Annotated in this window: 28 protein-coding genes; 23 read left to right on the top strand and 5 right to left on the bottom strand. The window is 54.2% G+C overall.

Annotated elements, in window-relative coordinates; all coding sequences use genetic code 11:
- Nucleotides 1-5: 5 nt before the first annotated feature.
- Genes ispD through ABLV75_RS09625 form a run of 5 tightly spaced genes read left to right on the top strand, consistent with a single transcriptional unit; the run spans nt 6 to nt 3603 of the window.
- Nucleotides 6-716, top strand: a complete 711-nt coding sequence (ispD, locus tag ABLV75_RS09645; protein ID WP_004104975.1) for a 2-C-methyl-D-erythritol 4-phosphate cytidylyltransferase — start codon at nt 6-8, stop codon at nt 714-716.
- Nucleotides 716-1195 (top strand): 2-C-methyl-D-erythritol 2,4-cyclodiphosphate synthase, encoded by a 480-nt coding sequence (ispF, locus tag ABLV75_RS09640; protein ID WP_004104972.1) that lies wholly within the window; start codon nt 716-718, stop codon nt 1193-1195. The genes ispD and ispF overlap by 1 nt, the downstream gene beginning before the upstream one ends.
- A complete protein-coding gene (gene truD / locus ABLV75_RS09635; protein WP_004104970.1) occupies nt 1192-2241 on the top strand; it encodes a tRNA pseudouridine(13) synthase TruD in 1050 nt (349 codons plus the stop codon). Before ispF ends, truD begins: the two co-directional genes overlap by 4 nt.
- A complete protein-coding gene (gene surE, locus ABLV75_RS09630; RefSeq protein WP_004104968.1) occupies nt 2222-2983 on the top strand; it encodes a 5'/3'-nucleotidase SurE in 762 nt (253 codons plus the stop codon). The genes truD and surE overlap by 20 nt, the downstream gene beginning before the upstream one ends.
- Complete coding sequence (locus tag ABLV75_RS09625; RefSeq protein WP_004104966.1) at nt 2977-3603, top strand: protein-L-isoaspartate(D-aspartate) O-methyltransferase; 627 nt, start codon at nt 2977-2979, stop codon at nt 3601-3603. Before surE ends, ABLV75_RS09625 begins: the two co-directional genes overlap by 7 nt.
- A 99-nt stretch (nt 3604-3702) precedes the next feature.
- Here ABLV75_RS09625 and ABLV75_RS09620 read toward each other — a convergent pair whose 3' ends face one another.
- Nucleotides 3703-3837, bottom strand: coding sequence for a peptidase (locus ABLV75_RS09620; RefSeq protein WP_224226457.1), 135 nt, complete (start codon nt 3835-3837; stop codon nt 3703-3705).
- On the opposite strand from ABLV75_RS09620, the gene nlpD reads away from it, so the two are divergent.
- Together nlpD and rpoS are read left to right on the top strand one after the other, a co-directional pair.
- Nucleotides 3779-4843, top strand: coding sequence for a murein hydrolase activator NlpD (gene nlpD / locus ABLV75_RS09615; RefSeq protein ID WP_230133338.1), 1065 nt, complete (start codon nt 3779-3781; stop codon nt 4841-4843). The genes ABLV75_RS09620 and nlpD overlap by 59 nt on opposite strands.
- 156 nt (nt 4844-4999) lie before the next feature.
- Entirely contained in the window at nt 5000-5992 is a 993-nt protein-coding gene (gene rpoS / locus ABLV75_RS09610; RefSeq protein WP_004104962.1) for an RNA polymerase sigma factor RpoS, read from the top strand.
- Between the two features lie 67 nt (nt 5993-6059).
- Here the strand turns inward: rpoS and ABLV75_RS09605 are convergent, their stop codons facing one another.
- Both ABLV75_RS09605 and ABLV75_RS09600 read right to left on the bottom strand, forming a co-directional pair.
- Nucleotides 6060-6437 (bottom strand): DUF4440 domain-containing protein, encoded by a 378-nt coding sequence (locus tag ABLV75_RS09605; RefSeq protein ID WP_004104960.1) that lies wholly within the window; start codon nt 6435-6437, stop codon nt 6060-6062.
- A complete protein-coding gene (locus tag ABLV75_RS09600) occupies nt 6434-7648 on the bottom strand; it encodes an MFS transporter (RefSeq protein WP_004104959.1) in 1215 nt (404 codons plus the stop codon). Before ABLV75_RS09600 ends, ABLV75_RS09605 begins: the two co-directional genes overlap by 4 nt.
- A gap of 107 nt (nt 7649-7755) precedes the next feature.
- Between ABLV75_RS09600 and ABLV75_RS09595 the strand changes: the two genes are divergently transcribed.
- Nucleotides 7756-8643 (top strand): LysR family transcriptional regulator, encoded by an 888-nt coding sequence (locus ABLV75_RS09595; protein ID WP_004104958.1) that lies wholly within the window; start codon nt 7756-7758, stop codon nt 8641-8643.
- Here the strand turns inward: ABLV75_RS09595 and ABLV75_RS09590 are convergent.
- Nucleotides 8640-9053, bottom strand: a complete 414-nt coding sequence (locus tag ABLV75_RS09590; protein ID WP_004104957.1) for a MarR family transcriptional regulator — start codon at nt 9051-9053, stop codon at nt 8640-8642. The genes ABLV75_RS09595 and ABLV75_RS09590 overlap by 4 nt on opposite strands.
- Before the next feature lie 170 nt (nt 9054-9223).
- On the opposite strand from ABLV75_RS09590, the gene ABLV75_RS09585 reads away from it, so the two are divergent.
- From ABLV75_RS09585 to ABLV75_RS09570, 4 genes are all read left to right on the top strand, one after another.
- Entirely contained in the window at nt 9224-9817 is a 594-nt protein-coding gene (locus tag ABLV75_RS09585) for a non-oxidative hydroxyarylic acid decarboxylases subunit B (RefSeq protein ID WP_004104955.1), read from the top strand.
- Entirely contained in the window at nt 9817-11244 is a 1428-nt protein-coding gene (locus tag ABLV75_RS09580) for a non-oxidative hydroxyarylic acid decarboxylases subunit C (protein ID WP_004104953.1), read from the top strand. Before ABLV75_RS09585 ends, ABLV75_RS09580 begins: the two co-directional genes overlap by 1 nt.
- 10 nt (nt 11245-11254) lie before the next feature.
- Complete coding sequence (locus ABLV75_RS09575) at nt 11255-11491, top strand: non-oxidative hydroxyarylic acid decarboxylases subunit D (RefSeq protein WP_004104951.1); 237 nt, start codon at nt 11255-11257, stop codon at nt 11489-11491.
- A 339-nt stretch (nt 11492-11830) separates the two neighbouring features.
- On the top strand, nt 11831-11983 hold the full coding sequence (locus ABLV75_RS09570) for a Hok/Gef family protein (RefSeq protein ID WP_009651623.1): 153 nt from the start codon (nt 11831-11833) through the stop codon (nt 11981-11983).
- Nucleotides 11984-12101: 118 nt separating this feature from the next.
- Here the strand turns inward: ABLV75_RS09570 and mutS are convergent, their stop codons facing one another.
- A complete protein-coding gene (gene mutS, locus ABLV75_RS09565) occupies nt 12102-14663 on the bottom strand; it encodes a DNA mismatch repair protein MutS (RefSeq protein WP_196090654.1) in 2562 nt (853 codons plus the stop codon).
- A gap of 620 nt (nt 14664-15283) precedes the next feature.
- Here mutS and ABLV75_RS09560 point away from each other — a divergent pair.
- From ABLV75_RS09560 to ABLV75_RS09510, 11 genes are all read left to right on the top strand, one after another.
- Nucleotides 15284-15826, top strand: coding sequence for a fimbrial protein (locus ABLV75_RS09560; RefSeq protein WP_004104944.1), 543 nt, complete (start codon nt 15284-15286; stop codon nt 15824-15826).
- 79 nt (nt 15827-15905) lie between these two features.
- On the top strand, nt 15906-16460 hold the full coding sequence (locus ABLV75_RS09555) for a fimbrial protein (protein WP_004104942.1): 555 nt from the start codon (nt 15906-15908) through the stop codon (nt 16458-16460).
- A 75-nt stretch (nt 16461-16535) separates the two neighbouring features.
- Nucleotides 16536-19004, top strand: coding sequence for a PapC/FimD family outer membrane usher protein (locus ABLV75_RS09550; RefSeq protein ID WP_004104940.1), 2469 nt, complete (start codon nt 16536-16538; stop codon nt 19002-19004).
- A gap of 25 nt (nt 19005-19029) precedes the next feature.
- On the top strand, nt 19030-19773 hold the full coding sequence (locus ABLV75_RS09545) for a molecular chaperone (RefSeq protein WP_004104938.1): 744 nt from the start codon (nt 19030-19032) through the stop codon (nt 19771-19773).
- Nucleotides 19774-19791: 18 nt separating this feature from the next.
- The gene (locus tag ABLV75_RS09540; RefSeq protein WP_004104936.1) at nt 19792-20421 is read left to right on the top strand and encodes a fimbrial protein; all 630 of its coding nucleotides are present in this window, start codon (nt 19792-19794) and stop codon (nt 20419-20421) included.
- Nucleotides 20421-21473 carry a fimbrial protein gene (locus ABLV75_RS09535; protein ID WP_023329985.1) on the top strand — a complete coding sequence of 351 codons (1053 nt, stop codon included), beginning with the start codon at nt 20421-20423 and terminating at the stop codon, nt 21471-21473. The genes ABLV75_RS09540 and ABLV75_RS09535 overlap by 1 nt, the downstream gene beginning before the upstream one ends.
- Nucleotides 21474-21482: 9 nt before the next feature.
- Nucleotides 21483-22031: a fimbrial protein gene (locus ABLV75_RS09530; RefSeq protein WP_023321514.1), complete on the top strand. Its 549-nt coding sequence runs from the start codon at nt 21483-21485 to the stop codon at nt 22029-22031.
- 22 nt (nt 22032-22053) lie between these two features.
- Nucleotides 22054-22725, top strand: a complete 672-nt coding sequence (locus tag ABLV75_RS09525) for a hypothetical protein (protein WP_004104924.1) — start codon at nt 22054-22056, stop codon at nt 22723-22725.
- A 103-nt stretch (nt 22726-22828) separates the two neighbouring features.
- Complete coding sequence (locus ABLV75_RS09520; protein WP_004104922.1) at nt 22829-23038, top strand: DUF4762 family protein; 210 nt, start codon at nt 22829-22831, stop codon at nt 23036-23038.
- A 70-nt stretch (nt 23039-23108) separates the two neighbouring features.
- Nucleotides 23109-23777, top strand: coding sequence for a DsbA family protein (locus ABLV75_RS09515; protein WP_016809798.1), 669 nt, complete (start codon nt 23109-23111; stop codon nt 23775-23777).
- A gap of 2 nt (nt 23778-23779) precedes the next feature.
- On the top strand, nt 23780-24730 hold the full coding sequence (locus ABLV75_RS09510) for an ABC transporter (RefSeq protein ID WP_196090249.1): 951 nt from the start codon (nt 23780-23782) through the stop codon (nt 24728-24730).
- The last annotated feature ends 1 nt before the right edge of the window (nt 24731 follow it).

Genomic DNA, 24731 nt, shown 5'->3' with positions numbered 1-24731 from the left:
ACAACATGGCAGCCACTTTTCCGGGCGTTTGCGCCGTGGTGCCGGCAGCCGGTTTTGGCCGCCGCATGCAAACGGAATGCCCGAAACAATATCTCTCTATCGGTAACAAAACGATTCTCGAACACGCGGTCGCCGCGCTGTTGGCAAACTCGCGTATACAGCGGGTGGTGATTGCCGTCAGCCCGGGAGACGAGCGCTTTAGCCAGCTGTCGTTGGCGAATCATCCTCAGATCACCGTTGTTGATGGCGGTACAGAACGTGCGGACTCCGTCCTTGCGGGCCTGAAGGCTCTTAGCGAGGCCGATTGGGTGCTGGTACACGATGCCGCGCGCCCCTGCCTGCACCAGGACGATCTCAGCCGCCTGCTTCAACTCTGTGAGACCAGCCGAACGGGCGGCATTCTGGCCGCTCCGGTTCGCGATACCATGAAACGCGCGGAGCCGGGCAGGGCGGCTATTGCCCATACCGTCGAACGCAACGATTTATGGCATGCGCTGACGCCACAATTTTTTCCTCGCGAACTGCTTGTTGATTGCCTGACGCGGGCGCTTAATGAAGGGGCGAGCATCACCGATGAAGCCTCGGCGCTGGAGTACTGCGGCTTTCATCCTGAGCTGGTCGCCGGACGAGCTGATAATATTAAAGTGACGCGCCCGGAAGACCTGGCGCTGGCCGAATTTTACCTTACCCGTTCCCGACACCAGGAGAAGGCTTAATGCGAATTGGACACGGTTTTGACGTACACGCTTTTGGCGGTGAAGGCCCCATTATCATCGGCGGCGTGCGCGTACCTTATGAAAAAGGGCTGCTGGCGCATTCCGACGGCGACGTCGCGCTGCACGCGCTGACCGATGCGCTGTTGGGCGCGGCGGCACTGGGCGATATCGGCAAGCTGTTCCCGGATACCGACCCGGCCTTTAAGGGGGCCGATAGCCGCGAACTGCTGCGCGAAGCGTGGCGGCGCATCCAGGCAAAAGGCTTTACCCTTGGCAACGTTGACGTCACTATCATCGCCCAGGCGCCGAAAATGCTGCCGCATATTCCCCAGATGCGCATCTTTATTGCTGAAGACCTCGGCTGCCATATGGACGATGTAAACGTCAAAGCCACCACCACTGAAAAGCTGGGCTTTACCGGCCGTGGCGAAGGTATTGCCTGTGAAGCGGTGGCGCTGCTGCGTAAGGCGGAGAAATGATCGCTTTTGACGAACTCACTTATCTGCATGGAAAACCGCTGAGCCAGGGGCTGCTAAAAGCCAATCCGGAAGACTTTGTGGTGGTTGAGGATCTCGGCTTTGCGCCCGATGGCGAAGGCGAACATGTGCTGGTGCGTATTCTGAAAAACGGCTGCAATACCCGTTTTGTCGCTGACGCGTTGGCCAAATTCCTTAAAATTCATGCGCGCGAAGTGAGCTTTGCCGGGCAGAAAGACAAACATGCGGTGACTGAACAGTGGCTGTGCGCCCGAGTGCCGGGCAAAGAGATGCCCGACCTGAGCAAATTCCAGCTTGAAGGCTGTCAGGTACTGGAGTACGCGCGCCATAAGCGCAAGCTGCGCCTCGGGGCGCTGAAGGGGAACCAGTTTACGCTGGTGCTGCGCGAAATCAGCGATCGCGACGATGTCGAAACGCGTTTACAGGCGATTGCTGAGCATGGCGTACCCAACTATTTTGGCGCCCAGCGCTTCGGTATCGGCGGCAGTAACCTGCTGGGGGCGCTGCGCTGGGCCGAGAGCGGCGCGCCGGTGCGCGATCGCAATAAACGCAGTTTTTGGTTGTCGGCGGCCCGCAGCGCATTGTTTAATCAACAGGTTGGTATTAGATTAAAAAAACCGGAATTTAATCAGGTTGTTGATGGCGATGCGCTACAATTAGCGGGGCGCGGAAGCTGGTTCGTTGCGACTTCTGAAGAACTGACGGAGCTCCAGGCGCGGGTAAATAATCGCGAACTGATGATTACCGCTGCGCTTGTAGGCAGCGGCGACTGGGGCAGCCAGCGGGACGCGCTGGCCGCCGAACAGGCGGCCGTCGTTGAAGAGACGCAGCTACAGACGCTGCTGGTGCGTGAAAAAGTAGAGGCCGCCCGCCGGGCGATGCTGCTTTATCCCCAGCAGATGAGCTGGAACTGGTGGGATGACGTTACCGTTGAACTGCGTTTCTGGCTGCCCGCAGGCAGCTTCGCCACCAGCGTAGTAAGGGAGCTTATCAATACAACGGGTGACTATGCGAATATTGCTGAGTAACGATGACGGGATCCACGCGCCGGGCATTCAGATCCTGGCGAAGGCCTTACGGGAATTCGCTGAGGTTCAGATAGTTGCACCCGATCGTAACCGCAGCGGGGCGTCGAATTCCCTGACGCTGGAGTCTTCGCTACGCACTTTCACTTTCGACAACGGCGATATCGCCGTGCAAATGGGCACGCCAACGGACTGTGTCTACCTCGGCGTCAACGCCCTGATGCGGCCGCGTCCGGATATTGTGGTCTCTGGCATTAACGCCGGGCCCAACCTTGGCGACGACGTCATCTATTCCGGCACCGTTGCCGCCGCCATGGAAGGCCGTCATCTGGGCTTTCCGGCGCTGGCCGTTTCGCTAAACGGCTACCAACACTATGAGACCGCCGCTGCGGTCACCAGCTCGATTCTCCGGGCATTAAGCCGCGAACCGCTGCGTACCGGGCGCATTCTCAATATCAATGTGCCGGATCTTCCGCTTGATCAGATAAAAGGTATTCGCGTTACCCGCTGCGGCAGCCGCCATCCTTCCGATCAGGTCATTCCGCAGAAAGATCCGCGCGGCAATACGCTGTACTGGATCGGTCCTCCGGGGGAAAAGTACGACGCCGGTCCGGATACCGACTTTGCCGCGGTGGATGAAGGCTATGTCTCGGTCACGCCGCTCCATGTCGATTTAACCGCCCACAGCGCGCATGAGGTGGTTAGCGGCTGGCTCGATCGCGTTGGGGTTGATACACAATGGTAAGCAAACGTGTTGAAAGTCTTCTCAATCAGCTTCGCACTCAGGGCATTGTCGACGAGCGCGTGCTGGACGCTATCGCGCAGGTGCCGCGAGAAAAGTTTGTTGATGAAGCCTTTGAACATAAGGCGTGGGAAAACACGGCATTGCCGATTGGCCAGGGGCAAACTATTTCGCAGCCCTATATGGTGGCGAGGATGACCGAGCTTCTGACGCTTACGCCGGAGTCAAGGGTGCTGGAAATCGGCACCGGCTCTGGTTATCAGACGGCAATTCTGGCGCACCTCGTGCACCACGTTTGCTCGGTCGAGCGTATTAAGAGCCTGCAGTGGCACGCGCGCCGTCGTCTGAAACAACTTGATTTACATAATGTTTCAACCCGTCACGGTGATGGATGGCAGGGTTGGCAGGCACGCGCGCCGTTTGACGCGATTATCGTGACCGCAGCGCCGCCGGAAATCCCGGCCGCACTGCTGGCGCAATTAGACGATGGCGGCGTGCTGGTGCTGCCGGTAGGCGAAGAGCACCAGTTTTTAAAGCGCATCCGTCGACGCGGCAATGAGTTTGTCATTGACACCGTCGAGGCCGTGCGCTTTGTTCCCCTCGTTAAAGGGGAGCTGGCCTGAACCGGATTATTCCAGGTTTTTTTGCCTGCATTTAGGCATAGGGTGGACGCATTTTTCGTGTCCTGGCCGGGCACCGTCCGGTGAGCAAGATATTGGTAGTTAACATATTCCTGGGGGATAAATGAGCGCGGGAAGCCCAAAATTTACCTTAAGCCGCATTGCGGCTTTGTCACTGGTGTCACTCTGGCTGGCAGGCTGCAGCAGTTCCAACAATCCGCCTGCGCCGGTCAGCACGGCTGGCGGGGCTTCGTCTTCGGGCACCAATTCCGGGATGCTGATCACGCCTCCGACCAATACCGCGCCGCAGGCTCGTCCGGTACAAACTCAGCCGGTACAGACGCAGCCTGTGCAGATCCAGCCGATGGCTCAGGAGCCTGTGCAAACGGTAAACGGCAAAATCGTCTACAACCGTAAGTATGGGGATATTCCGAAAGGTAGCTATACCGGCGGCAGCACCTATACTGTTAAACGCGGCGACACGCTATTCTACATTGCGTGGGTTACCGGGAACGATTTCCGCGACCTGGCGCAGCGCAATAATATCCCGGCACCGTACGCTTTGAACGTCGGTCAGACGTTGCAGGTTGGCAATGCATCCGGCCAGCCGATTACCGGTGATAATCCTGTTGCCCAGGCGAGCGTGAAGGCCAGTAATGGTGGAATGTTGAGCGCAAATTCTGCACAAAAATCCACCGCGGTAGTTGCGTCACAACCAACTATTACGTATTCTGAATCTTCAGGTGAACAGAGTGCTAATAAGATGTTGCCGAACAACAAGCCCGCGACGACGACAACCGTCGCGCCAGTTACGGCTCCAGCTGTCAGCACCACCCAATCGACTGCAAGCAGTACGTCTACCAGTTCGCCGATCTCTTCATGGCGCTGGCCGACTGATGGCAAGGTTATCGAGAACTTTAGTGGGGCCGAAGGTGGCAATAAAGGTATTGATATTGCAGGCAGTAAAGGACAGGCTATTGTCGCGACCGCAGATGGGCGCGTCGTCTATGCCGGTAACGCACTGCGCGGTTACGGTAATCTTATTATCATCAAACATAACGATGATTACCTGAGCGCCTACGCCCATAACGATACGATGCTGGTAAAAGAGCAACAAGATATCAAGGCGGGGCAGAAGATCGCTACCATGGGTAGCACAGGTACTAGTTCGACACGATTGCATTTTGAAATTCGTTACAAGGGGAAATCCGTCAACCCGCTGCAGTATTTACCGCAGCGATAATTTGGCAAAGTACGGATAGCTCAGTATTGCTAAGAAAGGCGCCAGGGCGGCAACGATGTCTTCTTTAACGGGGCATAAAGGTTATCGTCCGGGCGTCCTTCGAGTGATATTTAGCCAAAGTGCTTTGCTCAGGGATCACGGGTAGGAGCCATCTTTATGAGTCAGAATACGCTGAAAGTTCATGATTTAAATGAAGACGCGGAATTTGATGAGAACGGAGTCGAGGTTTTTGACGAGAAAGCCTTAGTTGAAGAGGAACCCAGTGATAGCGATCTGGCTGAGGAAGAGCTTCTTTCGCAGGGAGCAACCCAACGGGTGCTTGATGCGACGCAGCTTTATCTCGGAGAGATTGGTTATTCCCCACTGCTGACTGCCGAAGAAGAGGTTTATTTTGCCCGTCGCGCGCTGCGTGGTGACGTTGCGTCACGCCGCCGGATGATCGAAAGTAACCTGCGTCTGGTTGTCAAGATTGCCCGCCGTTACGGCAATCGTGGTCTGGCTCTGCTGGACCTGATTGAAGAAGGTAACCTGGGGCTGATTCGCGCAGTTGAGAAGTTTGACCCGGAACGTGGGTTCCGTTTTTCAACTTACGCGACCTGGTGGATTCGCCAAACGATTGAGCGGGCAATTATGAACCAAACCCGTACCATTCGTTTACCTATCCACATCGTCAAAGAGCTGAACGTCTATCTGCGTACCGCGCGCGAGTTGTCCCACAAGCTGGACCATGAGCCGAGCGCCGAAGAGATAGCCGAACAGCTGGATAAGCCAGTTGATGACGTAAGCCGCATGCTGCGTCTGAACGAGCGCATTACCTCAGTGGATACTCCGCTGGGTGGCGACTCGGAAAAAGCGCTGCTGGACATCCTGGCCGATGAAAAAGACAACGGCCCGGAAGACACCACGCAGGACGATGATATGAAACAAAGCATCGTCAAATGGCTGTTCGAACTGAACGCCAAGCAGCGTGAAGTGCTGGCTCGTCGCTTTGGCCTGCTGGGCTATGAAGCCGCGACGCTTGAGGATGTTGGCCGTGAAATTGGCCTGACCCGCGAACGCGTGCGTCAGATCCAGGTTGAAGGTCTCCGCCGTCTGCGGGAGATTCTGCAAAGCCAGGGGCTGAACATCGAAGCGCTGTTCCGCGAGTAAGACACCTTTCGTTAAAAAGGCTCAATCGTTTTTCGATTGGGCCTTTTTCTTTTTCAGCGTCTGCTCTCTATATCCGGGCCGTTTCGTGGAGATGCAGCCAGCTTATCTGCCCCTCCTGCTGGCGGAAAAGCGCCGTTGACCAGCGCGCTGTATCCGCTTTGCCGGGTAAAACGTGCGTTTCCCGATATATCACCGCGGCCCCATCGTGCCATTCGGCAAGCATCGCGGCGCTATCAATGACGATTTTTAAGCCGGGGCGGCTGGCGCGTGACCCTTGAAAAAAAGCGCTGACCGCCTGCTGGTCCATGCGTGTCCCGTTAATCGGGATCATGGTAAATTCCGCGCTGAAGCGCTGCATTAACCCTTCGATGCTGCCAGTTCCCTGATTCAGCCAGGCTTCAATGGCCACATGGGCGGCAATGACTTCTTCAATATAGCGACTCATTTGTTCTCCGTTTTACCGTGCAGGCGCATGATTATCGCCCGGTTATCAAATCTAAGGCAGCGCAGCAGCGGCAGCAGCGTAAAAATAGCGGCGGCGATAAACACGCCACGCCAGGCCTGCGGTGCTGGCCAGTAAAGCAAAAATGCGCTCAATAACCCCGCCAGCAGCGCAGCGCCAATCAGGAAACTCAGCTGACGATTGAGGTTCCACAGCGCGCTGGCGTCCGGCATATCGCAGTTAGCCACATTAAGAAACGCGCTGCTTTGGGCCGTACTGCTGCACAGACTGCCGCCTGCGCCCATTAAGACAAATGCCGCGATCAGCGTGCTGCTGGCGGTTGGTGAATTAACGCTGGCCAGCGCGACGATCCCGGCGGCCTGAAGCAGGCAGCCGGCCGCAATCAGAGGGCGGGGGCCAAGACGATTAAAATAGCGACCGGTCGTGACGATCGCCACGAAAGAGGCCAGCGACCAGGGCAGCATCAGGGCGCCGATAGCGGAGGGCGACAACCCCGTTACGCTTTGCAAATAAAACATCCCGACGACGTTAATTCCGATAAACGTCCCCGGCACGCAGAGATACACCAGCATAGAAAAACGCAGCAGCGGGTCACGCAGTAAAGCGAGCGGTAATAAACCTCCCGCTCGCACAACGCTTCTCTCTTCTTTTAGCCACAACGCTGCCAGCGCTAACGTCAGAAGGGCTATCGGCAGGCTGGCAAGGAAGACCCAGCGCCAGCTAAATGATTGCACCAGAAGACCTCCCAGCGCCGGGGAGCACGCCGGCGCCAGCAGCCCGACCAGCATCACCGCGGCAGAGAGCTTTGCCCGCTCGTGAGGCTTAAACTGCTGCCAGGTTAATGCCTGACCTATTGGAATCAACAGTCCACCGCCCATTCCCTGCAGGACGCGCCACAGAACCAGATTTAGCAATGAGTCGGCCATCCCTGTTGCCAGCGCGCCGATGCTAAACAGGCTGAGCGAAAGCAGAAACACCCGTCGGGCGCCAAACCGCTGGCTGAGCCTGGCGCTAAACGGCAGCACCAGGGTGAGTCCTGCAATATAGCCATTGCTGACCCACGCCAGTTCGCCTGGCGACGCGTGCAGCGTCCGGCTCATCGCCGGAAAAGCGACGCTGGCGATAAACATATTGATTAAGTCGAGAAAGAAACCCAGCAGAAAAAGGGTTGCGACCTTGTTGCGATACGTCATTGAATACTCTCCCCATGAAGGCCGCTACTGTAAACCTCAGCATCAGGGCGAATAAACGCGACATTCGGATATATACTGTCTGAAATTTTTTGACAGTGAGCGATATGATGCTGAACCTGCAGCGGATGACCATGTTTGTGGCGGTGGTGGAGAGCGGCAGTTTTACCGCGGCGGCGGCGGCCCTCGGGCAAACCAAGGCCGTGGTCAGTTTTAACGTCAGGCAGCTGGAGAGCGAGCTGGGCGTTACGCTGCTGTTGCGATCGACCCGACGGCTTACGCTGACTGAAGCCGGGTCGCTGTTTTATCAGCGTGGCCTCGCGCTGCTGAAGGCAGCGGAAAATCTGCAGGACGACGTCCGGGGCAGCCATGTGGGATTGAGCGGCGAACTGCGGGTCGCGACCACGGCAGAATATGGTGCCCAGGTGATTGTTCCGGCGCTGGCGGCGTTCAGCCTGCCGCATCCAGCGCTCCGCGTGCGGCACGTTTCTTCTTCTCACCACGCGGATTTAATCTCAGATCGTGTTGATGTGGCGATTCGTCTCGGGACGCTGGCGGATTCACGTTACCGCGCGGCGCTGATCTCGCGCTTTGCTATCGTACCAGTCGCCTCTCCGGCGTGGCTGGCGCAGCATCCGGTGAAGACGCTAGAGGATCTGGCCCATGCCGCGTGGATTATTCATGAACGTTTGACGACGCCGCTGCGCTGGCAGCTCAGCGGGCCGCAGGAACGGTGTATCCCGTTTGAAATTAAAAAGGCGCCAAGGATATCGGCGGATAGCGCCAGCGCGCTGATGGCTTTTGCGTTGGCGGGGAGCGGCGTCGCGCTGCTCCCCGAATGGCTGGCGGCCGCTGCGCTGGCGGATAACGCCCTCGTGCGGATTATGCCAGAATTCCGCTTCCCGTCTCAGGGAGTGTATGCGGTTTATCCGGACGCGCAGCATGTTCCCGCCAGGGTTCGGGCGTTTATTGATTTTCTCCGCGAGCGTTTGGGTTAGCGCTCTTGCGCCATCAGCTTATGGATGAGTTGCGAAAACTGGCGGCGCTCTTCATCACTGAGACGGCCTAAAAACTCTTCATCAACGGCGTTACCCAACGGCATAGAGCTTGCCAGCAGCGCTTCGCCTTCGGCGGTTAAATAGACAAACCGCCGGCGTTTGTCCGCCGGATCGTGTTCGCGACGAACCAACCCCCGGCTTTCCATACGGCTCAGCATTTCCGCCAGCGTCGCTTTGGTGCTGACCGCCGCTTCCGTTAACGTCACCTGTTCGATGCCGGGATGCTCGGCAATTGAACGCATTACCGCATACTGCGGTTTGGTCAGGTCCGGCAGTTCGTGCTGCCAGCGAGCGGTGTGCTGCTGAAAAAGCTGGCGCAACAGGTGGAACGCCTCGTTTCTTAACTCCATGACAACTCCGTAATCAAACCGTCGATTCTATGATAGCCGTTCGCACGGGGATTTAGCATTTTTCCTTTTTTGATTAAAAATGCGGCCGTATACGAACGAACTTGCATGGATAGCCCTACAAGAGTAGCTTTAATAAAAACGTTCGTATACGAACAAAGTATGAGGCGATGATGAAGCTAATTGTTGGGATGACCGGAGCGACAGGCGCTCCGTTGGGGGTTGCGCTACTTAAAGCGCTGCGTGAGATGCCGGAAGTGGAAACGCATCTGGTGATGTCAAAGTGGGCCAAAACGACCATTGAGCTGGAAACGCCTTACAGCGCCCGTGAAGTCGCCGCACTGGCCGATTTCTCCCATAGCCCGGCGGATCAGGCTGCCGTCATCTCATCAGGTTCATTTCGCACCGACGGCATGATTGTTATTCCCTGCAGTATGAAAACGCTGGCGGGTATTCGTGCCGGTTATGCCGAGGGGCTGGTTGGCCGGGCCGCGGACGTGGTGCTGAAAGAGGGGCGTAAGCTGGTACTGGTACCGCGCGAAATGCCGTTAAGCACCATCCATCTGGAAAACATGCTGGCCCTGTCACGCATGGGGGTGGCAATGGTGCCGCCCATGCCCGCTTATTACAACCATCCTAAAACCATTGAGGACGTCACGGACCACGTTGTCACGCGAGTGCTGGATCAGTTCGGTCTGGAGTATCACAAAGCGCGCCGCTGGAGCGGGTTACGGGCGGTAGAGAATGTTTCACAGGAGAATGAATAATGGCTTTTGATGATTTGCGCAGCTTTTTGCAGGCGCTGGACGACCAGGGGCAACTGCTGAAAATTAGCGAAGAGGTTAACGCGGAACCGGATCTGGCCGCCGCGGCGAACGCCACCGGACGCATCGGCGATGGCGCGCCGGCGCTTTGGTTCGATAATATTCGCGGATTTACCGATGCTCGCGTAGCAATGAATACTATCGGTTCCTGGCAGAACCACGCTATCTCGCTGGGCTTGCCGCCGAATACGCCGGTGAAAAAGCAGATCGACGAGTTTATTCGCCGTTGGGATAAGTTTCCGGTAACGCCGGAGCGGCGGGCAAATCCGGCGTGGGCGGAAAATAGCGTCGACGGTGAAGACATTAATCTGTTTGATATTCTGCCCTTGTTCCGTCTTAACGACGGCGACGGTGGTTTTTATCTCGACAAAGCCTGCGTGGTTTCGCGCGATCCCCTCGACCCGGAGAATTTTGGCAAGCAAAACGTCGGCATTTACCGTATGGAGGTGAAGGGTAAACGTAAGCTCGGCCTCCAGCCGGTGCCTATGCATGATATCGCCTTACATCTGCACAAAGCGGAAGAGCGCGGTGAAGATCTGCCGATCGCCATTACCCTGGGCAACGATCCGATTATTACTCTGATGGGCGCTACGCCGTTGAAATACGATCAGTCGGAATATGAGATGGCGGGCGCGCTGCGGGAAAGCCCGTACCCTATCGCCACCGCGCCGCTGACCGGCTTTGACGTGCCGTGGGGCTCAGAGGTCATCCTCGAAGGGGTGATTGAGAGCCGCAAGCGTGAAATTGAAGGTCCGTTCGGTGAATTTACCGGCCACTATTCTGGCGGCCGTAATATGACGGTGGTGCGTATCGATAAGGTTTCATACCGTAGCAAACCGATTTTTGAGTCGCTCTATCTTGGTATGCCGTGGACCGAAATTGACTACCTGATGGGCCCGGCCACCTGCGTGCCGCTGTATCAGCAGCTGAAGGCCGAATTCCCCGAAGTGCAGGCGGTCAACGCAATGTACACCCACGGCCTGCTGGCGATTATCTCCACCAAAAAACGCTACGGCGGCTTTGCCCGCGCGGTTGGCCTGCGCGCGATGACCACCCCGCACGGCCTGGGCTACGTGAAGATGGTGATTATGGTTGATGAAGATGTGGATCCGTTCAACCTGCCGCAGGTGATGTGGGCGCTCTCTTCAAAGGTCAACCCGGCGGGGGACCTGGTGCAGTTACCGAATATGTCGGTACTTGAGCTTGATCCCGGCTCCAGCCCGGCGGGAATTACCGACAAATTAATTATCGACGCCACCACGCCGGTTGCGCCGGATCTCCGCGGCCACTACAGCCAGCCGGTACAGGATCTTCCTGAAACCAAAGCCTGGGCTGAAAAACTGACCGCCATGCTGGCCAACCGTAAATAAGGAGGAAAAGATGATTTGTCCACGTTGCGCCGATGAACATATTGAAGTGCTGGCAAAATCGCCGGTAAAAGATGTCTGGACGGTATTTCAGTGCCAGCACTGTTTCTACACCTGGCGCGATACTGAACCGCTACGCCGCACCAGCCGCGAACATTATCCGGAAGCGTTTCGCATGACGCAGAAGGATATTGATGAATCGCCGATGGTGCCGAGTATTCCGCCGCTGCTGGCGGAAGATAAACGATAAAATAAACGGGCCCGCTCAGTCGGGCCTTTTTTATTTGTTTGGTTAATCAATGCAAAATATTTATTAATTAATCTTTCAAATGTCAAAATGGTTGATAGAGCAGATACGTTTGCGAGCCTTCTTCCAGTTTATAATAAAATCAACGGGTTTGATAAATTACCGATAAGTTTTGCGGCCGGGGAAATATAGAATAGCGGCGGGTGCTTGAGGCTATCTGGCTTTGAGCATTGACAAGGATTCAGATAGACGAAAGCCCCAGGAGATATTTCTATCAACTGAGGCTGACGGATGAACCTGAACAATTCAGATGTTAGTCTCTTCTTTGCAGGGAGGCAAGACATGCTGACAAAATATGCCCTTGTGGCAATCGTCGTACTGTGTATTACGGTACTGGGATTTACGCTGTTGGTGCGCAGCTCGCTGTGCGAACTCAGTATTAAAGAGCGTAGTATGGAGTTTAAAGCTGTTCTCGCTTACGAATCGAAGAAATAGCATCAGCGCGGGGGCAACCCCGCGTATTGGTTGTCAGGATGCATCCTCTCGCACCCAGTTTGCATTTGTTAAAACGGCAGCACCGCAAAGTGCTGCCGTTTTTTCACTTTAAAAGGAACTACACCAGGCTTTTCAGACGATAGAGCCACTCCAGCGCCTGGCGCGGAGTCAGCGAGTCCGGGTCAAGATTCTCCAGCGCTTCAACCGCGGGCGAGGCCTCTTCCGGAGCAGAAAGCAGCGACATCTGGGTACCGTCCACCTGCGTGGCGGCAGCGCTCGGCGCGATGCTCTCCAGTTCGCGCAGCTTCTGCCGCGCGCGTTTAATCACCTCTTTCGGTACACCGGCCAGCGCGGCAACCGCCAGGCCATAGCTCTTACTCGCCGCACCATCCTGCACGCTGTGCATAAAGGCAATGGTATCTCCGTGCTCCAGCGCATCAAGATGGACGTTGGCCACGCCTTCCATTTTCTCCGGCAGCTGGGTTAGCTCGAAGTAGTGGGTGGCAAACAGGGTCAAGGCCTTGATCTTATTCGCCAGATTTTCCGCGCAGGCCCACGCCAGCGACAGGCCATCGTAGGTCGAGGTGCCACGACCGATTTCATCCATCAGCACCAGACTATGCTCGGTGGCGTTATGCAGAATATTGGCGGTTTCGGTCATCTCTACCATAAAGGTTGAGCGGCCGCTGGCCAGGTCATCCGCCGCACCGACACGGGTGAAAATACGATCGATAGGGCCGATTTCGACTTTATCCGCCGGAACGTAGCTGCCGATATACGCCAGCAGGGCGATCAGCGCGGTCTGACGCATATAGGTACTTTTACCGCCCATATTCGGGCCGGTGATAATCAACATTCTCCGCTGCGGAGCGAGGTGCAGCGGGTTAGCGATAAAGGGCTCTTTCAGTACCTGCTCAACCACCGGATGGCGGCCTTCGCTAATACGAATGCCCGGTTTATCGCTGAAGGTCGGGCAGCAGTAGTTGAGGGTCTCGGCGCGCTCGGCAAGGTTCACCAGCACATCGAGCTCCGCCAGCGCGCTGGCGCTCTGCTGCAGGTCGCCAAGATGCGGTAGCAGTAAATCGAAAAGCTCATCGTACAGCTGCTTTTCCAGCGCCAGCGCTTTCCCTTTGGAGGTCAGAACCTTATCTTCATACTCCTTCAGCTCAGGAATAATATAGCGCTCGGCATTCTTAAGGGTCTGGCGACGGACGTAATGGATCGGCGCATGCTGGCTCTGACCGCGGCTAATCTGGATGTAGTAGCCGTGAACGGCGTTGTAGCCGACCTTCAGCGTATCCAGCCCCAGACGCTCGCGCTCGCGAATTTCCAGCTTGTCGAGGTAATCGGTCGCGCCATCGGCCAGACCACGCCACTCATCCAGCTCCGCGTTGTAGCCGGGGGCGATAACGCCGCCGTCGCGAACCAGCACCGGCGGCGCATCGATAATCGCCCGTTCAAGCAGGTCGCGTAGTTCGTTAAACTCGCCCATTTTCTCGCGAAGCCGCTGTACCGGCGCGCAGTCGACGTCTGCCAGCATCGCACGCAGCGCAGGCAGCTGCTGGAATGCGTGACGCATGCGGGCTAAATCTCGTGGACGAGCGGTGCGCAGCGCCAGGCGAGCCAGTATACGTTCAAGGTCGCCAACCTGACGGAGTATCGGCTGCAGTTCAGTGTAATGCTCCTGCAGCGCGCCAATGGTCTGCTGGCGCTCTACCAGTACTGCGGTGTCGCGCGCCGGCATATGCAGCCAGCGCTTAAGCATACGGCTGCCCATCGGAGTGACGGTGCAGTCGAGTACCGAAGCCAGAGTATTATCAAAGCCGCCGGCCAGGTTCTGGGTTATCTCCAGGTTGCGGCGAGTAGCGGCATCCATAATGATGCTGTCCTGCTGGCGTTCCATGGTGATGGAACGGATGTGCGGCAATGACGTACGCTGGGTGTCTTTGACGTATTGCAGCAGGCAGCCGGCGGCACACAGGCCGCGCGGGGCGTTTTCAACGCCGAATCCGACCAGATCGCGCGTACCGAACTGGAGATTGAGCTGCTGGCGCGCGGTGTCGATTTCGAATTCCCACAGCGGACGACGGCGCAAGCCGCGGCGCCCCTCAATCAGCGAGGATTCGGCAAAGTCTTCCGCGTACAGCAGTTCGGCGGGGTTGGTGCGCTGGAGCTCCGCCGCCATTGTCTCGCGGTCAGCGGGTTCGCTCAGGCGAAAACGTCCTGAGCTAATATCGAGGGTGGCGTAGCCAAAACCTTTACTATCCTGCCAGATGGCGGCCAGCAGATTATCCTGACGTTCCTGCAGCAACGCTTCATCGCTGATAGTTCCGGGGGTCACAATGCGAACGACTTTGCGTTCAACCGGCCCTTTAGTGGTCGCCGGATCGCCAATCTGTTCGCAAATGGCCACCGACTCCCCCTGATTAACCAGCTTGGCGAGATAGTTCTCCACCGCATGATGCGGGATCCCGGCCATCGGAATCGGTTCGCCTGCGGAAGCGCCGCGTTTGGTCAGCGAGATATCAAGCAGCTGCGATGCGCGTTTCGCATCGTCATAGAAGAGTTCGTAAAAATCACCCATCCGGTAAAACAGCAGGATCTCCGGATGCTGGGCTTTCAGCTTGAGATACTGCTGCATCATGGGCGTATGGGCGTCAAGATTCTCTAGTGTACTCATCAGTTTTGATGTCCATTTACTTAAGTTTTAATGAGTTAGCGGATTTTATTGTTTTCATGACGTCACGCTGCGGCTCATTGGTTCCCGTGAAATTGTGCTTTTCTTTTCATTGACTCATGAGCCGCATGATAACGGAGTCTTCTGGCCAGGAAAACAAGAAGCGGCAACGGCGTGGTGCGGAAAGATTCTCCGGTTGTGTCTACGTATGACCCGCAGAAAGAGCTGATAACTTCTTTGTTAAAAAATTGTGATCTATGTTAAAATTATTTTACGGTGAATTCATGGCATCTATAATTTATTAATTACCTGGCGTAATTTGTTTTTAGGATATATCTCAGTGTTCTGCGAGTTAAATTTCTGACGCGGGATTGTTCGCGAGGTTAAATCTTTTTTTAATTCCCTGCTAAATGTATTTCTTTTTACCCCAAAAATGATTTGTTAGTATTTTTGCCGACCAGGGGATCTGGATTTAATTAAATTATTAATATTAATTAATAGTCTAATTATTGAAACGGATTTTTCGGTGATGCGGAGGGCTGCAGATTGTTGTGAGAATATACCGCAGCAATTTTATAGCTCCTTACTCTTTAGGATAAAAATTTATAACGCAGGAATTTTCTATGAAACTGAATAAAGTTGCTATGGCTGTGGCATTAACTGCTGCTCTCGGCTCTATGTCTGCTCTGGCTGCTGATACAACCAACGGGGTTATCGAGCTTCAGGGTGAACTGGTGAACACTGCTTGTGGTTTGGCCCCGTCGTCCAGCCCGGTAACCGTTGATTTTGGTCAGGTTCCAGTTTCCCTGCTGCAGGGCGGTGGTCAGGCAACTGAAGCTAAAAGCATCGAACTGCAGTACTGCGACACCACCATCGCTAGCAGCGCCGTTGTTTCCTACACCCCGACTTCGGTTAACCCGAACGATCCTACTCTGGCTGCATTCACTTCTGGTACCGCATCCGGCGCGGGTATCGGCCTGAAAGACAGCGCTAGCCAGACTGTGACCTGGGGCGCGCAGACGACTCCGGTCACTCTGGTTGATGGCACCAACACCATTCCTTTCGTGGCCTTCCTGAAAGCGGAAGCTGCTGCGAGCGGTTCTACCACTACCGTTACCGCGGGTGCATTCCAGTCAACGATCAACTTCACTATCGATTATCAATAATCGATTTTGAATTATCGCTCGCGGGGAGACTTCTCCCCGCGATATTGGAATGGGTGCCAGATAATATGGAATTCTGAGTATGGTTAAGGATACAGAGAAAAAGAGACTGATGGCGTTATTCGTATCGGTATTACTCTTCTCCGGACATGCTTTGAGTACTAATTTTACGCCCGGACAGTTGGCGCTTTCGGGGGAGCTGGTTGCTGCCGCCTGCGATATCGATCCCAACTCGCGGGAACTGTGGGTGGATTTCGGTAATATCTCGGCTCGCGATATTAATATGGACCAGGAAGGTAAGCTGATCCGACCTTTTCTGGTGCGCTTAGTCGGCTGCGCCTCTTTCGGTAGCGAAAATCCATCAACGCCCGGTGCCTATGCCACCATCACCTTTACCGGAAATGCTTCGTCGCAAGACCCGACGGTATTAATTCCGGATGGCGAGGGAAAAGGCTTTGGGATACAGATTCGCGATCGCCACGGGGAGATTTTAACTTTTGGAGAACCCTCTTCCGGGTATCTTCTGAGTGATGAGAATAATACGCTGAAATTTACCGCTTCGTTGGTTCCGGTTCAGCAACATATTAAGGCTGGAGATTTTTACGCCGTCACTCGTTTCTTTATGGATTACAACTAGAAATAAGCCAGCTATTGCTGTTGTAGCTTGTTTGTCGCGCACGATATTTTACTGAATGATTCGGGATGAATAGTCATGTCAGCAGAACTAAAAATAAAAATAATCCTCTCTCAGATCCTTTTTTTCTGCTGTGCTTCTGTGGCTTGCGCCTCTACTGATGTGGAATTCAACACCGACGTCTTGGATGCCGCCGACCGCGACAATATCGATTTAACGCGTTTCGCCACCGACAACTATGTGCCACCGGGCGAGTACTTATTAGACATTAAAATAAATGGTCAGGCTGTAGGGCAGCAAAAGGTTCGCTATCTGGCTTCCAAAGACGAGAAGCATACTCAGGCCTGCATTAACGGCGAAATTCTTGCAAGATTGGCATTAAAAGAAGAAGCCCAGCAGAAGGTCGCGCAGCCGTTTGCCGATTGTTATGACCTCCTCAGCCTTCCGGGCGCCACGCTCAGTAACTACGCCGGGGTGCTGGATATCACCATTCCGCAAGCGTGGATGAAATATAACGATCCAAACTGGACGCCGCCTGAGCGCTGGGACCAGGGGATCGGCGGATTTTTGCTCGACTATAGCCTCACCGGCCAATATACCCGCCAGCTTGATATGCACAAGGATTACAGCACCCTGAGCGGATATGGCCAGACAGGCTTCAACCTCGGCGGCTGGCGCGTACGCGGCGAATATCAGACCAGCTACTACAGCGCGACGCATCAATTTGATTTCGATATGAATCAGTTCTATGCCTATCGTCCGCTGCCGATGATGGCGGCAAAACTGACGGCAGGGGAGATCTATCTTGATTCGCAGGTTTTCGACACCGTTCGTTTTACCGGGCTGAATCTCGCCAGCGATGAGCGTCAACTGCCGCCAAACCTGCAGGGCTACGCGCCGGAAATCCGCGGTCTGGCAAAGACCAACGCTAAGGTGACGGTGAAGCAGAGCGGACGCATCATTTATGAAACGACGGTGCCAGCCGGGCCGTTTAATATTCAGGATTTACGGAGCTCGGTGCGCGGTACGCTGGATGTTCAGGTGGAAGAGCAGGACGGCTCCATCTCCACATTCCAGGTTAACACTGCCAATATTCCTTATCTTACGCGTCCAGGCTACGTGCGCTACAACGTCGCTATCGGTGCGCCGTCCCGCTATAGCCATAAAATTCAGGGGCCAGGTTTCGCTTCCGGTGATTTCTCCTGGGGGATCACCAATGCCTGGTCGCTCTACGGCGGGTTGCAGAGCGCAGGGGCCGAATATACCGCGGTTTCCGCCGGTATCGGTCGCGATCTCAGCGTCTTCGGCGCGCTCTCGCTGGATGCCACGGAATCTTACAGTCAGCAGTCGAACCAAAAGCGACTGAAAGGAACCTCGTTTAAGCTGAGCTATGCGAAAACCTTCGACGAATATAACAGTTCAATTACCTTCGCCGGATATCGCTTCTCGCAGGAGGACTTCCGTTCTTTCTCGCAGTATCTCAACGAGCGTTATGAGGGGTACGACAGTCTTGGCCGTGAAAAAGAAGTTTATACCATCACCGGTAATAAAACTTTCTGGGCCGATGAGCCAGGTAAGGCGACAACCGTCTTTCTGACCTATACCCACCAGAATTACTGGAACAGAAGCAGCCAGGATCGCTACGGCATCTCGTTAGGACGCTCGTTTAACGTCGGTAATATTCGCGGGATCACCACCAATATTTCGGCCTATCGTTCTGATTATGAAGGTCGGAAGGACGACTCTATTGCTCTCTCACTTTCTATTCCGGTTGGCGATAGTAAATGGAGCGGCCTGGACGTGCAGACCAATAACGGTAAAACCAGCCCGATGCTCTCGTATACCGATAGCAGCGACTATAACAACCTGTGGCGGCTGCGTGCGGGAGCGAGCCAGAGCGGTTATGCCAACGTCGACGGCTATTATCAGCGCCGCTCGCAGTATGCCGAAATCAACAGTAACGCCAGCTATCAGCAGGATAACTATCTCTCCCTGAGCAGCACGCTGCGCGGCGGATTCACCGCCACACGGCACGGCGCGGCGCTCCACAACAGCGGTGCGACGCTCAATACGGCCCGCGTTATGGTGAATACCAACGGTATCGGCGACGTTCCGCTTAATGACGGTAAATCAAGAACCAATAATTTCGGCATCGCCGTTATTCCGGACATCGTGAGCTACAACAGCTTTGACACCCGAGTCGACGTGGATGCGATGTCGGAATCCATCGAACCAGCAAAAGCTATCAGCACCGCCACGCTGACCGAAGGCGCCATTGGCTATCAGACCTTTGGCATGGCGAAGGGCGAAAAAATGATGGGCATTATTCGGCTGGCTGATGGCACCTATCCGCCGTTCGGCGCTGAGGTGATTAACGACGATGGCGTAAGCGTATCCATGATTATGGAGGGCGGGCAGGGATGGCTGGCAGGGGTTAATCCTCAGGAGCTGCTAAGCGTCGTTTGGGGCGGGAAGAAGCAGTGTCAGATCGCTATCCCGCCCACCATAGAGCGTCGTGCGACAGCCGCGCTATTGCCGTGTAAATGACAGTGACAGTAATAAAAGGTCAAAAATGAGCATAACAAGCAACAAACTCTGCTGGATGGGCGCTCTGATGCTGGCGGCGGTAAGCGGTACCGCGCAGGCAGGCGTTTCGTTGGACCGCACTCGGCTGATTATCACCGGTAAAGACAGCTCGGCGAGCGCCAATTTAACCAACACCAGTCCGGATATTCCGTTTCTGGCGCAATCCTGGGTCGAGGACAGCAAGGGCAATAAGATTACCTCTCCGCTGGTGGTGCTACCGCCTTTACAGCGTATCAACGGCGGGCAAAAAGGGGTGGCGCGGGTCACCAAAACGGATGGGATTAACCAATTACCACAGGATCGCGAAAGCCTGTTTTATTTAAGCGTACGCGAAATTCCGCCCAAGCCGGATAAAGCTAATGTCCTGCAGTTAGCCATGCAGTCGCGGATTAAATTATTTTTCCGCCCGACCGCCATTATTCCCAAAAGCAAAAGCGAGATATGGCAGGACCAGGTCGTCTTCCAAAAGAGCGGAAATAAGATGACCGCGCAAAATCCGACGCCCTATTACATCACCATCATTGGCTTATCCCGCGTGAAGGGTGAAAAAATCACCAAATTCCCGGGGATCATGGTTGCGCCGAAGTCCAGCCTGGAATTCAGCGTCACCGATGGCGGCGTGCGAGAGTTTGCCATGATGTATGTGAATGACTATGGCGGTCATCCCGAACTGAAATATCGCTGTGAAGGAAATACCTGTAAAGCTCTGCCGCCATCGCAGCAAGGGTAATTAAAGAGGAACCTGATGATGAAAACGCGTTTATCGCTTTTAGCACTGTTTGTATTCGGTATCAGTATGCCCGCGTTGGCCGAGGCTGATATTCCGCTACAGCCGCAGCACTATAACCGGGATCATCAGGGGGAAGATGGCGGTAACGTCATATTCAACGGCTCCGTCTATGCCTCACCTTGCGTGCTGGCGCCGCAGAGCCGTCTGCAGATAATTGAGATGGGTGAAATTAGCGCCCGTCGTTTTCATCAGGCAGGCGACCGCAGCCAGCCGGTGCTGGTTCGCGTCGAGCTCAGGGATTGTCTGAAGGGCGCATCGCAGGCGCGGGACAGCATCGCATCAAGAACGACGGGCAATAGCAAGCACCTCTACACCACCGGCGAGCAGGCGGTACAGCTGACCTTTATCGGCGAGTCCGATGAGCACAATCGCCAGCTGCTGCGCCTGACCGGCAGTATTTCTGGCGCCGGTATTCGCCTGCTGGATATCAAAGAGCGGGCGCTGGATATTAACCAAACGCAGCCGCCGTTTATTGTGAAAACCGGCGACAGCAGCCTGACGTTTATTGCCGTGCTGGAGTCGACCGCGCGTAACGTGACTGCGGGTAATTTTAGCGGACTGCTGCGTTTAAAAATGGAGTATCTCTGATGGCGAAGCGGGTTATCGGGCGGAAATCTTGCGTCACTATTTTACTCTGCGGCGGTTTATATTCCCTGAACGTCGGTGCGGCGGTTGAAGGGGAAATTACCCCGGTCGGCGGGCCTAAAATGTATAATATTGACGTGGCCAATCAGGATATTACCAATAATAGCCCCGGAGCAACCATTCCTTATGTCTTTTCCCTGGGTGGACAATATTCTGGGGTTGCCAGCTGTACGATTCCGATGGAAAATCAGGCTATATATTACTCGGCTACCGCATCAATACTGCAGCAGGGAAGTACACCAGGGTATTTAAAACTCAATGATTATATGGATGTAAAAATAGAGATTTATATCCGCGGTGAACGGATGGATTATTTTGCCGTTCCTTTTAATAATGAAACGAACGGAGCGTATCAGAACAAATGCGTTCCGCCAACCACCCAGTTTAATAACTTTGAGTCCGGCGCCCAGGGGCGGGTAACGTTTATGATTACCAAGCCGATTGTCAACGGCGTGAACCTGCTGGGTACAGAAATCGCAAAGCTTTATGGGCGTCTGGGGAATTACAGCGCAGGGATGGGCACTACGCCGATGTCGATTATCTCAATTAATTCCGGGGTGATTACCGTCCCGGATAAATGTGTTGTCAATTCGGGCTCACCGATCACCGTTGATTTCAATACTATCCCCAGCGCGGGTTCCCTGCTTAATGGCAACAACTACAGCCAGTCTGTGCCAATCCAGGTGAAATGCGAAGGGGGAAGCTTTGCAACCGGTAATCTGAATATTCGCCTGGGGATCCAGCAGGCCAATACCGCCAGCTTTAATAGCGATTATTTAGGCACGACTGGCGCCGTCGATCGCTCAAATCTTGGCATTATCCTCAAGGATTCGGGCGGCAATTTAGTTGCGGCGAATAGGTTTTATGACGTCCCGGGTTTTACCAATAACCAGGGAACCTGGAATCTGACGGCCGCGCCGATTGCGAATGCAGGAACCAACGTTCTCGAAGGGGATTTCCAGGCATCGGCCACCGTGGTCGCTGAGTTTCAGTAAGGGGACAGCATGCGTCAATTTATCGCATCAATGGTACTCATAGGTTCGCTATCGGCGGCCACCCCGGCACAGGCTATCGGGGAGCTGATCGGCGGCGATTTAAACTTCAAGGGAACCGTCGTTGCCCATGGTTGCAGTATCGTTCCCTCGTCAAAAAATATCGCCGTAGATTTTGGCGAAATTTCCACCCGTACGCTCTATGCGGAGAGAAAATCCCAACCTAAAGCTTTTGTGATTGAGCTTAAGGATTGCAGTACTGATGTGTTTAATTCCGTTACCGTAACATTTAGCGGCACGGAAAATGCCAACATGAGCGACCGCCTGGCGATAACGCCGATAGCGCCTAACTCTGCCAGCGGCATTGGCATTGGTTTTGAAGAGAATGATGGTACGGCGATTTCACTAAATACGCCGACGACCGCGGTTGCCATTTCCAGTGCCTCCATGCAGTTAAATTTTAAAGCTTTTGTGGAAGGGGAACCGGATGCCTTGAGTAACAAAACTTTGCAAACCGGGGCCTTCCAGGCAACTGCGAATTACACCATAAATTACCAGTAGATTAGATCAAGGATGATTAACTATGAGCCGTCATTTCTTTCTCTACGATAAAAACATCTTTTTCGCGGAAGGCGTGCGTTCGGTGGTGGCCGATCTGGCCGCGCATGAAGACGACTGCGCTTTCTCAAGGCTTGACCAATTCTCACAACTGATCAATACCCTGCGTCAGCCAAAGCAAAAAGATGAACTGCGCTGGATCCTCTGCGATGTCGACAGTTTGCCGGATGAGCGTTTTAATGCGCTCTACACCATTAAAGAGTATTACTGCCGGGAAAATCAGCAGCTGGTAATTTTATTGGGAGAAAATAATATCTCTCTGTTTTTTGCGTTGCATTCTTTGCTGCCGGAAGCGAGCTGGCTATTAAAGAATGAATCGCTGGATAATTTTTTTAAATTTATCGAAAGCGCTGATGCCATGGTGGCGAAGAAAATTTTCTTCAGTCGATCCTTAATTAATTATACTCGACAGAAATGGCTAGCCAGGGATTTTAACAACAGCATCTCCAGCGATGACTGGTGGTTAATGGAAGAAATATTCAAAGGGAAAACGCTGTCACAAATTTCCTCTGAGCAAAAAATTGATGTTCGTCGATTGAGCCGCTGTAAACGCGGGCTGATGAAAAAATTAAACGTAAAAAATAACGTGGAACTGTTTAATATTTTCAAATGCATCGTGGCTACCCCCTGCGTTTAATAACGTACCAGCGATGACATCGCAAGAATTACTGGCAGGTATTTAAGCCAGTAGGTAAGTGTAAGAAAATACATTTCAATATAAATAGTTAAGGATCTAACAAATGAAAAAATTAAGCATGATTGAAGCATCAACAATCATTGGCGGGACCTGCAAGGAAACTTGCACCAGCTCTTACGAGACGGTGGTTGTTGGCGGTATCTCTACCTGTAAACAAGTGACTACCTGTACGGATAAGCACGGTAACTCAACCGTGACCTCCAAAGATGCGCCTGACGGTATGTGTGTTGTACCGAATAGCATCCGTCAGTAATTTCTGATGCGGTACATGGAGGGGGAACCCTCCATGTATTTCTCTGCCGTATTCGCGAGCCTGGTATCAAATGAAGATAAAACCTATTACCGCTGTTGGCTATACATTTCTGGTGGCGTTAATTTCGTCGCTAATTACCGTGCTGTGCTATCACATTTTTGTTTTTAATACGTTTTCGCTGGATAGCAGTCAGCCTTCGGCTCTGCGGGAAATTGACAGCGCCACCGTTGCCAGTAGCCCAATCAAGAATGAGAAAAGCATCATTGAAGTGATGTCCTACGGCTGTCACTACTGCGCGTCGAACGAAGAAGAGATTGAAAAATTCGCCGCCACGTTACCGGCGGATAGCGCCTTTGACGTTATCCATATTACGGCCGAAAGAAACGGCCTGGCCATTTATGCGCCGGTTTTCGCCACGCTGGAGGTGATGGGCCTTGAGCGCCAGATGCGCGATCGGGCTTTTAACGCCGTGCTGACCCGCGGTATTAATTTAGCGGATGATGACGCGCTTAATGGCTGGCTGAAAAAAAATGATATCGATGTCGAGAAATACCATCAGATACGACAAAGTCAGGCCGTTGCCGAGCGCCTGAAATATATGGCGAAAATTACCGAACTCTACGACATTAACGCGACGCCGTTGTTTATTGTTAATAAAAAATACGTGGTTGCGAAGGATCGCCAGTTCCCTGAATTTGCCGACTATATGCGCCAGCTGTTAACGCAGGACAAGGAGTAAGCGTGACGCGTTTTCTCATCGTCTGGAGCGTTTTCAGCGTAAGAAAATGGTTCGCGCAGCTGAGCTGGCGCTACCGGCCTTTTACCGGCTATGGCCAAAAGGCGGTGCGCAGGATCATGCGTTTCACCCCCATGCCGCTGCTGTTGATAGCGGTTCGCGCGCTATGTCGGCTACGGTTATTGGGCCGACACTACCGCGGCCGTACCGCCGTGGCGACGCAAAACTACCGCTGCCTGACGGGCGCCGACGGGCGAATCGATGCCGCATGGATAGCCATGCGCCGTCAGTTGCTGGAAATGGGCGCGACCTGGGGACAGCACCCGGCTACGCTGGCCCAGATGCAGGCGTGCACGCGAGAGCTTGATGCCGTTGTCGCGCCTCTGGTGGCGCAAAATACGCCGGTCGTCCTCGCGCCGCTGCACTGCGTTTCCGATATTTTAGCGGCGATGGTCGGGGCCGGCGTGACGCCGGGAAAAGCCAGCGTGGTGGTCTCCTCCAGCGCGGAAAGCTACACCGTCGCCAGCCGAAAAATGGGCGGCGTCGCGCTCTCTTACTGCTCAATCCACCAGGATAATACGTCGCTGGCCAGCGAGCTTATGGCGTTAATGACCAATGTATCGGAAGGGCGGGAAAATATGATTATTTTCCCCGACATTCCTGCCGATTACACCGTGCAGACCCATGAAGCGCAGTCCGGGAAAATAAGCTGCCGACTCTTTGGCCGCCCGGCGAAATTACATAGCGGGGTACAGCGATTTTCTCGCATCGTATCGGCGCAGGTGGTTTTTTATCACCTCTATTATCAGCAGGGGATAAAAATAAAGATCTATTCTCCGCTGAGACCAAAAGAGGTCGCGGCAAAGCTACCGACGATGATTGAAAACACCCTGCGTGACTATCCGCAGGACTGGCTTTTGTGGCACAGCCATTCGCTCTATTTTATTAATCACTGAT

Origin of the sequence: Klebsiella sp. CN_Kp066 (assembly GCF_040065135.1) — a bacterium.
Classification (GTDB): Bacteria; Pseudomonadota; Gammaproteobacteria; order Enterobacterales; family Enterobacteriaceae; genus Klebsiella; species Klebsiella oxytoca.
The sequence above is the reverse complement of the archived record's forward strand: the minus strand, read 5'-3'. Positions and strand labels throughout refer to the sequence as shown.

Excerpts from the sequence above, each read along its gene's own strand:
- ispD (WP_004104975.1), top strand. The coding sequence starts at position 6 with ATGGCAGCCACTTTTCCGGGCGTTTGCGCCGTGGTGCCGGCAGCCGGT.
- ispF (WP_004104972.1), top strand. The coding sequence starts at position 716 with ATGCGAATTGGACACGGTTTTGACGTACACGCTTTTGGCGGTGAAGGC.
- truD (WP_004104970.1), top strand. The coding sequence starts at position 1,192 with ATGATCGCTTTTGACGAACTCACTTATCTGCATGGAAAACCGCTGAGC.
- surE (WP_004104968.1), top strand. The coding sequence starts at position 2,222 with ATGCGAATATTGCTGAGTAACGATGACGGGATCCACGCGCCGGGCATT.
- ABLV75_RS09625 (WP_004104966.1), top strand. The coding sequence starts at position 2,977 with ATGGTAAGCAAACGTGTTGAAAGTCTTCTCAATCAGCTTCGCACTCAG.
- rpoS (WP_004104962.1), top strand. The coding sequence starts at position 5,000 with ATGAGTCAGAATACGCTGAAAGTTCATGATTTAAATGAAGACGCGGAA.
- ABLV75_RS09605 (WP_004104960.1), bottom strand. The coding sequence starts at position 6,437 with ATGAGTCGCTATATTGAAGAAGTCATTGCCGCCCATGTGGCCATTGAA.
- ABLV75_RS09600 (WP_004104959.1), bottom strand. The coding sequence starts at position 7,648 with ATGACGTATCGCAACAAGGTCGCAACCCTTTTTCTGCTGGGTTTCTTT.
- ABLV75_RS09595 (WP_004104958.1), top strand. The coding sequence starts at position 7,756 with ATGCTGAACCTGCAGCGGATGACCATGTTTGTGGCGGTGGTGGAGAGC.
- ABLV75_RS09590 (WP_004104957.1), bottom strand. The coding sequence starts at position 9,053 with ATGGAGTTAAGAAACGAGGCGTTCCACCTGTTGCGCCAGCTTTTTCAG.
- ABLV75_RS09585 (WP_004104955.1), top strand. The coding sequence starts at position 9,224 with ATGAAGCTAATTGTTGGGATGACCGGAGCGACAGGCGCTCCGTTGGGG.
- ABLV75_RS09580 (WP_004104953.1), top strand. The coding sequence starts at position 9,817 with ATGGCTTTTGATGATTTGCGCAGCTTTTTGCAGGCGCTGGACGACCAG.
- ABLV75_RS09575 (WP_004104951.1), top strand. The coding sequence starts at position 11,255 with ATGATTTGTCCACGTTGCGCCGATGAACATATTGAAGTGCTGGCAAAA.
- ABLV75_RS09570 (WP_009651623.1), top strand. The coding sequence starts at position 11,831 with ATGCTGACAAAATATGCCCTTGTGGCAATCGTCGTACTGTGTATTACG.
- mutS (WP_196090654.1), bottom strand. The coding sequence starts at position 14,663 with ATGAGTACACTAGAGAATCTTGACGCCCATACGCCCATGATGCAGCAG.
- ABLV75_RS09560 (WP_004104944.1), top strand. The coding sequence starts at position 15,284 with ATGAAACTGAATAAAGTTGCTATGGCTGTGGCATTAACTGCTGCTCTC.
- ABLV75_RS09555 (WP_004104942.1), top strand. The coding sequence starts at position 15,906 with ATGGTTAAGGATACAGAGAAAAAGAGACTGATGGCGTTATTCGTATCG.
- ABLV75_RS09550 (WP_004104940.1), top strand. The coding sequence starts at position 16,536 with ATGTCAGCAGAACTAAAAATAAAAATAATCCTCTCTCAGATCCTTTTT.
- ABLV75_RS09545 (WP_004104938.1), top strand. The coding sequence starts at position 19,030 with ATGAGCATAACAAGCAACAAACTCTGCTGGATGGGCGCTCTGATGCTG.
- ABLV75_RS09540 (WP_004104936.1), top strand. The coding sequence starts at position 19,792 with ATGAAAACGCGTTTATCGCTTTTAGCACTGTTTGTATTCGGTATCAGT.
- ABLV75_RS09535 (WP_023329985.1), top strand. The coding sequence starts at position 20,421 with ATGGCGAAGCGGGTTATCGGGCGGAAATCTTGCGTCACTATTTTACTC.
- ABLV75_RS09530 (WP_023321514.1), top strand. The coding sequence starts at position 21,483 with ATGCGTCAATTTATCGCATCAATGGTACTCATAGGTTCGCTATCGGCG.
- ABLV75_RS09525 (WP_004104924.1), top strand. The coding sequence starts at position 22,054 with ATGAGCCGTCATTTCTTTCTCTACGATAAAAACATCTTTTTCGCGGAA.
- ABLV75_RS09520 (WP_004104922.1), top strand. The coding sequence starts at position 22,829 with ATGAAAAAATTAAGCATGATTGAAGCATCAACAATCATTGGCGGGACC.
- ABLV75_RS09515 (WP_016809798.1), top strand. The coding sequence starts at position 23,109 with ATGAAGATAAAACCTATTACCGCTGTTGGCTATACATTTCTGGTGGCG.